Consider the following 12364-nt stretch of genomic DNA (forward strand, 5'->3'; position numbering starts at 1 on the left):
ACCAGGGGGCGAACCCCAGCCGACCAAACCTCGGAAACAATCCTGACAAACAACCCCCCACAACGAGGGGTCGTGTTGCCTCAAAGAAATCCCCACCACCCCCAACAGGGGCGGCACGGGGCGACCCAGCCAAAAAAGAGGCCGAGCCGATAAAGGCACTGGCTTTTAACACGCTGTTGAGTTCTCAAGAAACGGACACCCACCGCGCCGAACCCCGCTCTCGCAGGTCCCCGGCTCCGGGGCAACCCTTCGATCGTACCCGATCCGTCCCGTTTAACCAACTTTGGGGCGGTTCGGCCTCATACGTCCCATTTTGGGCGACACAGAGTCCCACCCGAATGGTTGGTAGAGGTTTCCCCTCAGGGCCGACCGCCTGTCGGCGTCCCGCTTCCCCGTGGGGCGTGTAGAACATTAGGTCCAGGTGACAGGGGCGTCAAATCGACCTTGGTTAGGGATGAACACCCAGGTCAACAGCGCTTTTCAGGGCCTGGAACATGCCCTGGCGCAGGTCCCCGTAACCGCACTGTGACGTGTATCTACCGAATTTTGGTCCCACGATGGCGACCGCCCGCCCGGTACTGGGTCCGGACGGGCGGTCGCGGGGTGCTTCAGGACGCGGTGACCTCGACGCCTCCAATGTTGCGCTTGCCGCGTCGCAGGACGAGGAAGCGGTCGTGCAGGAGGTCCGCAGCCGTCGGTGCGGCGTCCTCCGACTCGACCTTGGCGTTGTTGAGGTAGGCGCCGCCCTGGGCGATGGCACGGCGTGCCTCGGACTTGCTCTTGCACAACCCCGACGCCGCCAGCAGGTCCACCACGGTCGGGAACTCGCCCGAGGGCACCTCCGTGCGAGGTACCTCGGCGAGCGCCGCCTGCAGTGTCCGCTCGTCCAGTTCGTCAAGGGAGCCTTGGCCGAACAGGGCGCGGGAGGCCGCGACGACCCGGGCCGTCTCGTCCGCGCTGTGGACGAGCGTCGTCATCTCCTCGGCGAGCGCCCGCTGCGGGGCGCGGGCGGCGGGGCGGTCGGCGCCCTGCTTGACCAGGTCCTCGATCTCCTCGCGGGGACGGAAGCTGAAGAACTTCAGGTACTGCTCCACGTCCCGGTCGTCGGCGTTGAACCAGAACTGGTAGAACGCGTACGGCGACGTCAGGTCGGGGTCGAGCCAGTAGGTCTCGCCGCCCGCGGTCTTGCCGAACTTGGACCCGTCCGCCTTGGTGAGCAGGGGCGTGGTCAGCGCGTGCGCGCTGCCGCCTTCGACGCGGCGGATGAGGTCGACGCCCGCGGTCAGGTTGCCCCACTGGTCGCTGCCGCCCGTCTGCAGCCGGCAGCCGTGCCGCCGGTACAGCTCAAGGAAGTCCATCGACTGGAGCAGCACGTAGCTGAACTCGGTGTAGCTCATCCCGGTCGAGTCGAGCCGCGCCTTGACGGTCTCGCGGGCCAGCATCCGGTTGACCGGGAAGTGCTTCCCGATGTCGCGCAGGAACTCGATGGCCGACATCGGGCCGGTCCAGTCGAGGTTGCTGACCATCGTCGCGCCGGTCGGGCCGTCGCGGAAGTCGAGGAACCGCGACACCTGCCCGCGCACCCGCTCGACCCAGCCGGCGACGGTGTCCTCGGAGTTCAGGACGCGTTCGGCGCTCTTGCCGCTCGGGTCGCCGATCAGGCCGGTGGCCCCTCCGACCAGGCCGATGGGCCGGTGGCCGGCGTGCTGGAAGCGCCGCAGCGTGAGGATCTGGATCAGGTTGCCGAGGTGCAGTGACGGCGCCGTCGGGTCGAAGCCGCAATAGAGGGTGACCGGTCCCGCGGCGAGCATGGCCCGCAGATCGTCCAGGTCGGTGGACTGCGCGATCAGGCCGCGCCACGCGAGATCGTCCAGGATGTCGGTCACGGTCTTCCTCGTCTCCGGCTTGCTTTCCGTATCCCCACCAGCCTGCACGGGCGGGCGTGTGTCAGGCCAACGATATTCAACGGCCGCCCAGGTAGTGGTGAGCCGGAACGAACACGACGTGTCCCGAGGCGAACGTCACCCGGACACCGCCGCCGCTCCATGCGACGGCCTTGATCACGAGTCGTTCCTCGGGTGCGCCGAAGCCGAGGCGGACGAAGTAGCCGTAGCTCAGGCCGGGATCGCGTCCTGCGTAGAGCTCATAGTTCTGGTGTCGGCCGAACAGCCGGCTTCGCGTGTGGACGACGCCGAGATAGTGAGTGCTTCCGTCCGGGTATTTCACGGACGACGGCTGCCGGTAGACCTGGCCGATCCGGTCCGTCCGGTGGAGCGAGCCGTCGAGCACGACGATGGCGAGAAGCGTCAGGAACAGGACGTAGCCCATCGCGCCCAGCACCGCTCGTCCGGCGCTGCGTGCCGGACGTGCCGGCGGCGCAATGTGCGGGCCCGGTGCGGGATACGGCCCTGGCGGGGCGGGCTCAGTCACTGGCGGGGATCTTCTTTCGCTGCCGCGGGACGTGCGCGCGGTACGGGGAGACGGTCGGGTCGCCGTCGATCCAGAACCGCCACGGGACCTCCTTGGCGCCGTTCACCCCGGTGCGGGGTCCGCTGCGGATCAGCGCGGGGTCGGCGGGGCGGCCCCGGAGGACGGTCATCGCTCCCCCGGGCGTGCACACGTCCAGGCCGTTCTGCTCCCGGGCGATGCCCAGCGCCTGGCACAGCCGGGCCGGGCCGCGGCCCAGGTCGCGGACGGACGAGCGCGGGCGGCGCGCCCGGGCGATCTCCTCCCCCGCGATGATCTCGCCCCCGCGCAGGAGCACCGCGGACGACGTCCCGTCCGGGCCGCAGACCAGGTTCATGCAGAAGTGCATGCCGTAGGTGAAGTACACGTAGACGTGCCCTGGCGGCCCGAACATGACGGCGTTGCGTTGCGTCCGACCCCGGTAGGCGTGGGACGCCGGATCCAGCGGGCCCGCGTACGCCTCCACCTCGGTGAGCCGGGCGGCCACCTCGCCGTCCGGGGTTCGGTGCGTGATCACATGCCCGAGCAGCGACGGCGCGATCTCGTCGACCGGGCCGCCGAAGAACTCCCGGGGCAGCAGCGCTGCGTCCATCGCCTCACCGTGGTCTAGGGGACATTCCGCCGGTCGATCAGCCTATGGGGCGTCCCGGACGGGCGCGCACCGGTCAGGCGTCCGATCCGGTGGCCCAGGCGGCGTGCTCGTTCGCCAGCGTGCGCAGCGCGCTGATCTGCTCGCGGACGCGGTCGGGCGCCGTCCCGCCGTAGGCCTTGCGCGACGCCAGGGCGCCCTGGACGTTGAGCACCTCGCGGACGTCGGGCGTCAGGTGCGGCGACACCTTGCCGAGCTCCTCGTCGGTGAGGTCGTCGAAGTCCTTGTCGTTGACCTGGCACCAGACGACGAGGTGCCCGACGACCTCGTGGGCGTCCCGGAACGCGACGCCGCGGCGGACGAGCAGCTCGGCGAGGTCGGTGGCGAGGGCGAAGCCGTCGGGGGCGAGGGCCTCCAGCCGCTCGGTGTTCACCCGCATCGTCGCGATGAGCCCGGACATGGCGGGCAGGACCAGCAGCAGCGTCTCGACGGCGTCGAACGCGCCCTCCTTGTCCTCCTGCAGGTCGCGGTTGTAGGTGAGCGGCAGGCCCTTGAGGGTGGTGAGCAGGCCGACGAGGTGCCCGATGAGGCGGCCGGCCTTGCCGCGCGCCAGCTCGGCGACGTCGGGGTTCTTCTTCTGCGGCATGATCGACGACCCGGTGGCGTAGGTGTCGTCCATCTCGATCCAGCGGAACTCCTGCGACGCCCAGAGGCAGACCTCTTCGCCGAGCCGCGACAGGTGCACGCCGGCCAGCGCGGCGGCGAACAGGAACTCGGCGACGAAGTCGCGGTCGGCGACGGCGTCCATGGAGTTGGGCGCGGCGGCGTCGAAGCCGAGCTCGGCGGCGGTGGCCTGCGGGTCCAGCGGCAGGGACGAGCCGGCGAGCGCGCCGGAGCCGAGCGGCGAGACCGCCGCGCGCTTGTCCCAGTCGCGGAGCCGGTCGATGTCGCGGGTCAGCGGCTGGACGTGCGCGAGGAGCTGGTGGGAGAACAGCACGGGCTGGGCGTGCTGCAGGTGCGTCATGCCGGGCGCGGCGACGCCGAGGTTGTGCTCGGCCTGCGCGATCAGCGCGGTCTCCAGCTCGACCAGCCGGGACACGATCTGGCGGGCGTGGTCGCGCAGGTAGAGGCGCAGGTCGGTGGCGACCTGGTCGTTGCGGCTGCGGCCGGCGCGCAGCTTGCCGCCGAGGGCGCCGAGGCGCTCCAGCAGGCCGCGCTCCAGCGCGGTGTGGACGTCCTCGTCGGCGACCGTCGGACGGAACTCGCCGTTGCGGCACGCCGTCTCCAGGTCGTCCAGGGCACCGATCATGCGCTCAAGCTCGTCGTCGGTGAGGAGCCCCGCCCGGTTGAGGACGCGGGCGTGCGCGCGCGAGCCCATCAGGTCGTAGGGGGCGAGCCGCCAGTCGAACTGGACGCTCACCGAGAGCCGCGCGAGCGCGTCCGACGGGCCGCCTTCGAACCGGCCGCCCCACAGCCGCGTCGGTGCCTTGGTCACGGAGAATCCTCTTCTTCCCACCGCTGGTCGTTCGGTCCTTGCAATGTCAGTACGGCCATCTCACCACGCCGTCCCGCCGCTCGGGGCGGGGGGCGCGTCACGCGCGGTCGCTGCGCCACAGGGTACGGCGGATCGGCCGGGTCCCGTGGCGCTAGCCTCGTCGTTCGCGCCCGCCGATCAGCCTGAGCAGCGCCTGCGCGACGTCCTCTCCGCCGGTGGGGTCGCGGGCGATGACGAGTATCGAGTCGTCGCCCGCGACGGTGCCGAGGATGGACGGCCACTCGGCGTGGTCGATGGCCGAGGCCAGGTACTGGGCGGCGCCCGGCGGGGTCCGCACCATGACCAGGTTGGCCGACGCCTCGGCGGAGACGAGCAGTTCGGCGGCGAGCCGGGAGAGCCGTCCGGTGAACGTCTCGGCGGCGCCGGTGCGGGCGCGCCGGATCCGGTCGCCGCCCTCCCCGGGGACGGCGTAGATCAGGCTGCCGTCGTCGGCGCGCAGCTTCACCGCGCCGATCTCGACCAGGTCGCGCGAGAGGGTCGCCTGGGTGACGTCGACGCCGTCGTCCGCGAGCAGTTTGGCGAGTTCGCCCTGCGAGTGGACGGGGTGCCGGGTCAGCAGGTCGATCACCCGGGCGTGCCGTGCGGCCTTGGTCATGGGGGTCGTCACAGGGAGCGCTCCAGAAGCCAGATGAGCAGCGCCTTCTGGGCGTGCAGCCGGTTTTCCGCCTCGTCCCAGACCCTACTGCGCGGGCCGTCCAGGACGGACGCGGCGATCTCCTTGCCGCGGTAGGCGGGCAGGCAGTGCAGGACGATCGCCTCCGGATCGGCGAGGGCGAGCAGGTTCTCGGTCACGGCGTACGGCTCGTAGAGCGAGGTGTCCTTGCCGGCCTGCCCCATGGACACCCAGGTGTCGGTGGCGAGGACGTCGGCTCCGGCGGCGGCCGCGTCCGCGTCGTCGGTGACGGTCACGGACCCGCCGGTCGCGGCGGCGATCTCGGTGGCGCGTGCCAGGACGGCGGGGTCCGGGGGCAGCGACGCCGGTGCGCCGACGCGGACGTGCATCCCGGCGGTGGCGCAGCCGAGCAGGTAGGAGTGCGCCATGTTGTTGGCGCCGTCGCCGAAGTAGGCGAGGGTGACGCCGGCGAGGACGCCCTTGGCCTCCCGGACGGTCTGCAGGTCGGCGAGGATCTGGCAGGGGTGGAACTCGTCGGTGAGCGCGTTGACGACCGGGACGGTGGTGCCGGCGGCCATCTCGTCGATGCGCTCCTGCCCGGCCGTCCGCCACACGATGGCGCCGACCTGCCGTTCGAGGACGCGGGCGGTGTCGGCGATGGTCTCGCCGCGGCCGAGCTGGCTCGTTCCCGCGTCCATCACGAGGGGGTTGCCGCCGAGCTCGGCGATGCCGGCGGCGAACGACAGCCGGGTCCGGGTGGACGGCTTGTCGAACAGCACCGCCACCGACCGCGGGCCCTCCAGCGGCCGGTGCCCGAACCGGTCCTTCTTCACCGCGGCGGCGAGGTCGAGGACCTCGGCCTGCTCGGCGGGGGTGAGGTCGTCGTCCCGCAGGAAGTGCCTGGTCACGGTCGGGTCTCCTACTCGGGGGAGGCGGCGTCGAGGATAGCGGGGAACGCGGCGGTGAACGAGCGGGCCTGCGCGGCGGTGAGGGTGAGCGGCGGCGCGATCCGCAGCGCGTCCGGCTGGAGCGCGTTGATCAGGAACCCGGCGTCGCGGGCGGCGGCCTCCACGGCGGGCGCGTGCGGCCCGGTGAGGACGGCGGCGCGCCACAGCCCGCGGCCCCGGACGCCGGCGAGCAGCGGGTGGCCGATGGCGTCGAGGCCGGTCGTGAGGGCCTCCCCCACGGAGGCGGCGTTGGCGAGCAGGCCGTCCCGGTCGATGGTGTCGAGGACGGCGAGCGCCGCCGCCGCGCTGACCGGGTTGCCGCCGAACGTGCTGCCGTGGTCGCCCTTGGCGAACAGGCCGCCGTGCGGGCCGAACGCGATGCAGGCGCCGATCGGCAGTCCCCCGCCCAGGCCTTTGGCGAGGGTGAGGATGTCGGGCTTGGCGTTCTCGTGCTCGAACGCGAACCAGGTGCCGGTGCGGCCGATCGCGGACTGGATCTCGTCGGCGATGAACAGCGCGCCGGTCGCGTCGCAGATCTGGCGGGCGGCGGCGAAGTACCCGTCCGGCGGCGGGACGACTCCGGCCTCGCCCTGGGCGGGTTCGAGGAAGAGCGCGGCGCAGTCCTCGTCCACCGCGGCCTTGAGCGCGTCGGCGTCCCCGTACGAGACGAACCGGACATCGATGGCGTAGGGCCCGAACGGCTCCCGGATCGCCGCCTTGCCGGTCAGCGACAGCGCCCCCATGCTCCGCCCGTGGAACCCGTTCTCCGCCGCGACGAAGTACGACCGCCCGTTCTGCTTCCCGTACTTCACGGCGAGCTTCAGCGCGCACTCGTTGGCCTCGGTGCCGCTGTTGGCGAAGAACACCCTGCCGTCGCCGCCGAGCAGCTCGCGCAGCCGCTCGGCGAGCAGCACCTCGGGCTCGTGCAGGAACAGGTTGGACGTGTGCGCCAGCGTCGCGACCTGCGACGACACCGCCTCGACGAGCGCCGGATGGCCGTGCCCGAGCGAGCTGACCGCGATCCCCGCGATCAGGTCTAGGTACTCCTTGCCGTCCGTGTCCCACACCCGGCAGCCCGCGCCGCGCGCCAGCGCGACCGGCGGGACGCCGTAGTTGGGCATGAACGCGGCCTCGAACCGCTCCCTGAGACCGCTCATGCCGGCTCCCCCGCCGGCGTGTCGCCCGGGAGGCTGGGCAGCACCATCGTTCCGATCCCTTCGTCGGTGAAGATCTCCAGCAGCAGCGAGTGCAGCACGCGCCCGTCCAGCACGTGGGCCTGGGGGACGCCGCCGCGCACGGCCGCCAGGCATGCCTCCATCTTCGGCACCATCCCGGCCGACAGGTCCGGCAGCAGGACGGCCAGCTCGTCGGTGCCGAGCCGGTCGATCACGTCGTCACTGGCCGGCCAGTCGGCGTACAGGCCCTCGACGTCGGTGAGGACGACCAGCTTCGCCGCGTCCAGCGCGACGGCCAGCGCGGCGGCGGCGGTGTCGGCGTTGACGTTGTAGACCTCGCCGTCGTCGCCGCGCGCGATGCTGGAGATCACCGGGACGCGGCCGTCGTCCAGCAGCGCACGGACGGCCCCGACCTGCACCTCGACGATCTCGCCGACCTGGCCGATGTCGACGGGCTCGCCGTCGACGATCACGTGCTTGCGCTCGGCGGTGAGCAGGTTCGCGTCCTCGCCGGACATGCCGAGCGCGAACGGCCCGTGCCGGTTGATCAGGCCGACGACGTCGCGCTGCACCTGGCCGGTCAGCACCATCCGGACGACCTCCATGGCCTCCGGCGTGGTGACCCGCAGCCCGGCGGTGAACGTCGAGTCGATGCCGTTGCGGGCGAGCGCCGCGTTGATCTGCGGGCCTCCGCCGTGCACGATCACCGGCTTCAGCCCGGCGTAGCGCAGGAACACGATGTCCTCGGCGAACGAGTGCCGCAGCTCCTCGTCGGTCATCGCGTGCCCGCCGTACTTGATCACGACGGTCTTGCCGTGGAACCGCTCCAGCCACGGCAGCGCCTTGATCAGCGTCTCGGCCTTGGACATGACGCCCATGCGGTTCTCGCGCATCTCGGCGCCCGTGGTGACGGCGCTCATGTCGAGTACGCCGAGTTCTCGTGGACGTAGTCGGCGGTGAGGTCGGTCGTCCAGACGGTGGCGCTGTGCGGGCCCGCGGACAGGTCGACGGTGATCGTCACGTCGCGGGGGCGCAGGTCGACCTTGTCGCGGTCGTCGCCGAACGAGCCGTTCCGGCACACCCACACGCCGTTGATCGCGACGTTCACCTGGTCCGGTTCGAAGACCGCGTCGGTGGTGCCGACGGCCGACAGCACCCGGCCCCAGTTGGGGTCCTCGCCGTGGATGGCGCATTTGAGGAGGTTGTTGCGGGCGATGGAGCGTCCGACGGTGACGGCGTCGTCCTCGGACGCGGCGCCGACGACCTCGATCGCGATGGCCTTGGACGCGCCCTCGGCGTCGACGAGCAGCTGCCGGGTGAGGTCGCCGCACACCTCGGTGAGCAGTGCGGTGAACTCGTCCTCGTCCGGGACGACCTCGGCGGCGCCGGAGGCGAGCAGCAGCACGGTGTCGTTGGTGGACATGCAGCCGTCGGAGTCGAGCCGGTCGAGGGTGGCGCCCGTGGCGGCGCGCAGGGCGCGGTCCAGGGTCTCGGCGGGCAGGTCGGCGTCGGTGGTGATGACGCACAGCATGGTCGCCAGCGACGGGGCGAGCATGCCCGCGCCCTTGGCCATCGCGCCGATCATGTAGCCGCCGGCGCCCGGCCGGAAGGAGATCTTGGCGACGGTGTCGGTGGTGCGGATCGCGTCGGCGGCGGCGAGCCCGCCGTCGCCGCGCGACAACTCGGCAGCGGCCTTCCCGACGCCGGGCAGCAGCAGGTCCATCGGGAGCCGCTCGCCGATCAGCCCGGTGGAGCAGACCGCGACCTCGCCGGCCGAGTCGGCCAGGACCTCGGCGGCCTTCTCGGCGGTGGCGTGCGTGTCCTGGAAGCCGGCGCTCCCGGTGCAGGCGTTGGCGCCGCCCGCGTTCAGCACGACCGCGTGGACGCGGCCGCCCTTGAGGACCTGCTCCGACCACAGGACCGGCGCGGCCTTCACGCGGTTGCGGGTGAAGACGCCGGCGGCCGCGCGGGACGGCCCGTCGTTGACGACGAGGGCCAGGTCCCGGCTGCCGCTGTCCTTCAGCCCGGCGACGACGCCGGCGGCGCGGAAACCGCGGGGGGCGGTGACGCTCAAGGGGACACTCCGATCGTGGTCAGCCCGAGATCCTCCGGGAGGCCGAGGGCGAGGTTGGCGCTCTGCACCGCGCCGCCCGCGGTGCCCTTGGCGAGGTTGTCGACGGCGGCGACCGCGACGAGGCGGCCGGCGGCCTCGTCCAGGACGGTCTGGACGAGCACGGTGTTCGCGCCGAGCGTCATGGACGTGGCGGGCCACTGCCCTTCCGGGAGCAGCCCGAGGAACGGCTCGCCCGCGTACGCCTCCTCGTAGGCGGCGCGCAGGGTCGCCGCGGTGACGCCGGGCCGCGCCTTCGCCGTGCAGGTGGCGAGGATGCCGCGGCTCATCGGCGCGAGCGTCGGGGTGAAGGAGACGGTGACCGGCTCCCCCGCCACCGCGCTGAGGTTCTGGATCATCTCGGGCGTATGCCTATGCGTGCCGGCGGCGGCGTAGGCGGACACCGAGCCCATGACCTCGCTGCCGAGCAGGTGCGGCTTGAGGGCCCGTCCCGCGCCCGAGGTGCCGGACGCGGCGACCACGACGACGTCGGGTTCGGCGAGCCCGGCGGCGAACGCGGGGAACAGCGCCAGGGAGACCGCCGTCGGGTAGCAGCCGGGGACGGCGACGCGCTTGGCGGCGCGCAGCCGGGCCCGGTGGCCGGGCAGTTCGGGGAGGCCGTAGGGCCAGGTGCCCGCGTGGGGCGTGCCGTAGAACCTCTCCCAGTCGGCGGCGTCGGCGAGCCGGTGGTCGGCGCCGCAGTCGACGACCAGGACGTCCGCGCCGAGGCTCTCGGCGATCGGCCCGGACCGGCCGTGCGGCAGCGCGAGGAACACGACGTCGTGGCCGGAGAGCGTGTCCGGGGTGGTCTCGGCCAGCACGCGGCCGGCCAGGGATCGCAGGTGGGGCTGGTGCGCGCCCAGCTCGGTGCCCGCGTTGGAGCCCGCCGTCAGCGCGCCGATCTCGAACTCTGGATGTCCCGCCAGGATGCGCAGCACCTCGCCGCCCGCGTACCCGCTGGCGCCGGCGACCGCCGTCCGGATTCCCATGTCCACTCTGCCCTTCGGAAGCGTCAAGCAAGAGTATGCATGAGGCTGGATGTCTATTCAACGATGAGCTGCGGTTTTCCGCTCCGCTGAGACGAGCGCCACAGCCGCCTCCGGACCGGATCGTCAACATTGGTTGACATCGTCCACACGTCAACCTATGTTGACATCGGCCACCGAATATAGTTAGAGGTCTAAAGATTTGCTGTCTAAACATCAGAGGTCTAACATCACCTCCATGGAGAACCTCGGTCTCGGGGACCTGAAGCAGCTCGGCCCGATGGAGGAATGGCCGGTCGGCCGGCTCTTCGGTGCCGCATCCCGGATGTCCGGCCCGATCGTCTGGCGACTCATCGAGCGGCACGGCATCAGCCCGGCGGGGTTCTTCCTGCTGCGCCTGCTCATCGTCGAGGACGGGCTGCGTCCCGGCGAGGTCGCCAAGCATCTGCTCGTCACCCCCGCCACGGTCACCTCGGTCGTCGACACCCTGGAACGCAACGGGCACGTGCGCCGCGAACGCTCCTACCGGGACCGCCGCGGCGTGATGCTGCGCATCACCGACTCCGGCCGGCGGCTGCTCGCCGAGAAGTCCAAGCCGATCGGCCACGACCTCCACACGCTCTACAACGTGGTCGAGGAGGGCGACGAGCCGGCCGTCCGCAGGTTCCTGCTCAACCTGATCAAGCAGTTCGAGAACTACTCCCACGAAGAGGAAACGAAGGGAGACGGCGCGTGAGCGACCCCTCAGCGTCCGCCGTTCACACGGACGGCCTCGAGAAGACCTATCCCGCGTCCGGGCCGCGCCCCGCCGTGCCCGCCGTGCAGGGCATCGACCTGGACGTCCCGCGCGGCGAGTTCTTCGGGCTGCTCGGCCCGAACGGCGCGGGCAAGTCCACCACCATCGGCATGCTCACCACGCTCGTCGTCCCGACCGGCGGCAGCGCGCGCGTGACCGGCCTGGACGTGGTGAAGGACGCCGTCGAGATCAAGCGCCGCATCGGCGTGGTCTCGCAGAACAACACGCTCGACAGCGAACTGACCGTCGCCGAGAACCTGGAGTTCCGCGGCCGGTACTTCGGGCTCGGCGCCCGCGACGCCCGCAAGCGCGCCACCGAGCTGCTGGAGCTGTTCGGGCTCACCGAGACGCGCGGCGGAAACCCCTTCGAGATCTCCGGCGGGCAGGCCAAGCGCGTCATGATCTGCCGGGCGCTCATGCACGGGCCCGAGGTGCTGTTCCTGGACGAGCCGACCGCCGGCCTCGACCCGCAGACCCGCACCAACCTGTGGGAGGTGCTGCGGGGGCTGCAGGCGGCCGGGCAGACGATCCTCCTCACCACCCACTACATGGAGGAGGCCGAGGCGCTCTGCGACCGGGTCGCGGTCGTCGACCACGGCAAGATCCTCGCCAGCGGCACGGTGGACCAGCTCAAGTCCAATGCGGGCGCCGACACCGTCATCACCGTGACCTACGACGCCGCCGCGCCGCGGGAGATCAAGGCCCTCGGCGACCGGGACGGCATCAGCAAGGTCGAGGTCAACGACGGCCAGGTCCGCGTCTTCGCCGCCGACCCCGAAGGCATCCTCGGCGAACTCGTGAGCATCGGCTCCGCCGCCGGGGTCGGCGTCACCGACGCCACCCAGCTGCGCCCGAGCCTGGAGACCGTCTTCCTCACCCTGACCGGAAGGGACTACCGCGAATGAGCGCGTCCACCGCCGCACCCGCCGTCCTGGCTCCGCCGCCGCCCGCGCGGGCCACGATCCCGCGCACGTTCGCCGCGATGATGGCGCGCGAGGGGCGCGTCATGCGCAAGAACTTCGTGGCGACGTTCACCCGGGTCCTCGTCCAGCCGGTCATGTTCGTGTTCGTGTTCGCCTACGTGCTGCCCAAGCTCGGCGGCGGCGCGATGGCGGGCGGGCCGGGCG

The 12364-nt window shown here is 71.7% G+C and carries 12 protein-coding genes and 1 pseudogene; 3 read left to right on the forward strand and 10 right to left on the reverse strand.

From position 1 onward, the window contains the following. Positions 1-608: 608 nt before the first annotated feature. The 10 genes from tyrS to argC all read right to left on the reverse strand — a co-directional run bounded on the left by tyrS (position 609) and on the right by argC (position 10444). Positions 609-1886 carry a tyrosine--tRNA ligase gene (tyrS, locus tag E1293_RS36555; RefSeq protein WP_132202957.1) on the reverse strand — a complete coding sequence of 426 codons (1278 nt, stop codon included), beginning with the start codon at positions 1884-1886 and terminating at the stop codon, positions 609-611. 76 nt (positions 1887-1962) lie between these two features. Then, entirely contained in the window at positions 1963-2430 is a 468-nt protein-coding gene (locus tag E1293_RS36560; RefSeq protein WP_132202959.1) for a hypothetical protein, read from the reverse strand. Beyond that, positions 2423-3058 (reverse strand): DNA-3-methyladenine glycosylase, encoded by a 636-nt coding sequence (locus tag E1293_RS36565; protein ID WP_132202961.1) that lies wholly within the window; start codon positions 3056-3058, stop codon positions 2423-2425. Before E1293_RS36565 ends, E1293_RS36560 begins: the two co-directional genes overlap by 8 nt. Before the next feature lie 73 nt (positions 3059-3131). Further along, the gene (argH, locus tag E1293_RS36570; protein ID WP_132202963.1) at positions 3132-4550 is read right to left on the reverse strand and encodes an argininosuccinate lyase; all 1419 of its coding nucleotides are present in this window, start codon (positions 4548-4550) and stop codon (positions 3132-3134) included. 151 nt (positions 4551-4701) lie between these two features. Further along, the gene (locus tag E1293_RS36575) at positions 4702-5205 is read right to left on the reverse strand and encodes an arginine repressor (RefSeq protein ID WP_132202977.1); all 504 of its coding nucleotides are present in this window, start codon (positions 5203-5205) and stop codon (positions 4702-4704) included. Between the two features lie 8 nt (positions 5206-5213). Beyond that, positions 5214-6131, reverse strand: a complete 918-nt coding sequence (argF, locus tag E1293_RS36580; protein WP_132202965.1) for an ornithine carbamoyltransferase — start codon at positions 6129-6131, stop codon at positions 5214-5216. An 11-nt stretch (positions 6132-6142) separates the two neighbouring features. Then, complete coding sequence (locus tag E1293_RS36585; protein WP_132202967.1) at positions 6143-7327, reverse strand: acetylornithine transaminase; 1185 nt, start codon at positions 7325-7327, stop codon at positions 6143-6145. Next, positions 7324-8238: an acetylglutamate kinase gene (gene argB, locus E1293_RS36590; RefSeq protein ID WP_132202979.1), complete on the reverse strand. Its 915-nt coding sequence runs from the start codon at positions 8236-8238 to the stop codon at positions 7324-7326. Before argB ends, E1293_RS36585 begins: the two co-directional genes overlap by 4 nt. A gap of 23 nt (positions 8239-8261) precedes the next feature. Next, positions 8262-9419, reverse strand: a complete 1158-nt coding sequence (gene argJ / locus E1293_RS36595; RefSeq protein ID WP_132202969.1) for a bifunctional glutamate N-acetyltransferase/amino-acid acetyltransferase ArgJ — start codon at positions 9417-9419, stop codon at positions 8262-8264. Further along, the gene (gene argC / locus E1293_RS36600; RefSeq protein ID WP_132202971.1) at positions 9416-10444 is read right to left on the reverse strand and encodes an N-acetyl-gamma-glutamyl-phosphate reductase; all 1029 of its coding nucleotides are present in this window, start codon (positions 10442-10444) and stop codon (positions 9416-9418) included. Before argC ends, argJ begins: the two co-directional genes overlap by 4 nt. Positions 10445-10679: 235 nt before the next feature. On the opposite strand from argC, the gene E1293_RS36605 reads away from it, so the two are divergent. The 3 genes and pseudogenes from E1293_RS36605 to E1293_RS36615 all read left to right on the forward strand — a co-directional run. After that, the gene (locus tag E1293_RS36605; protein WP_132202973.1) at positions 10680-11177 is read left to right on the forward strand and encodes a MarR family winged helix-turn-helix transcriptional regulator; all 498 of its coding nucleotides are present in this window, start codon (positions 10680-10682) and stop codon (positions 11175-11177) included. Continuing rightward, positions 11174-12142 (forward strand): ABC transporter ATP-binding protein, encoded by a 969-nt coding sequence (locus tag E1293_RS36610; RefSeq protein WP_132202975.1) that lies wholly within the window; start codon positions 11174-11176, stop codon positions 12140-12142. The genes E1293_RS36605 and E1293_RS36610 overlap by 4 nt, the downstream gene beginning before the upstream one ends. Further along, a pseudogene (locus E1293_RS36615) lies at positions 12139-12364 on the forward strand (ABC transporter permease); the annotation flags it as partial. The gene E1293_RS36610 and the pseudogene E1293_RS36615, both read left to right, overlap by 4 nt.

The organism is Actinomadura darangshiensis (assembly GCF_004349235.1).
Classification (GTDB): domain Bacteria; phylum Actinomycetota; class Actinomycetes; order Streptosporangiales; family Streptosporangiaceae; genus Spirillospora; species Spirillospora darangshiensis.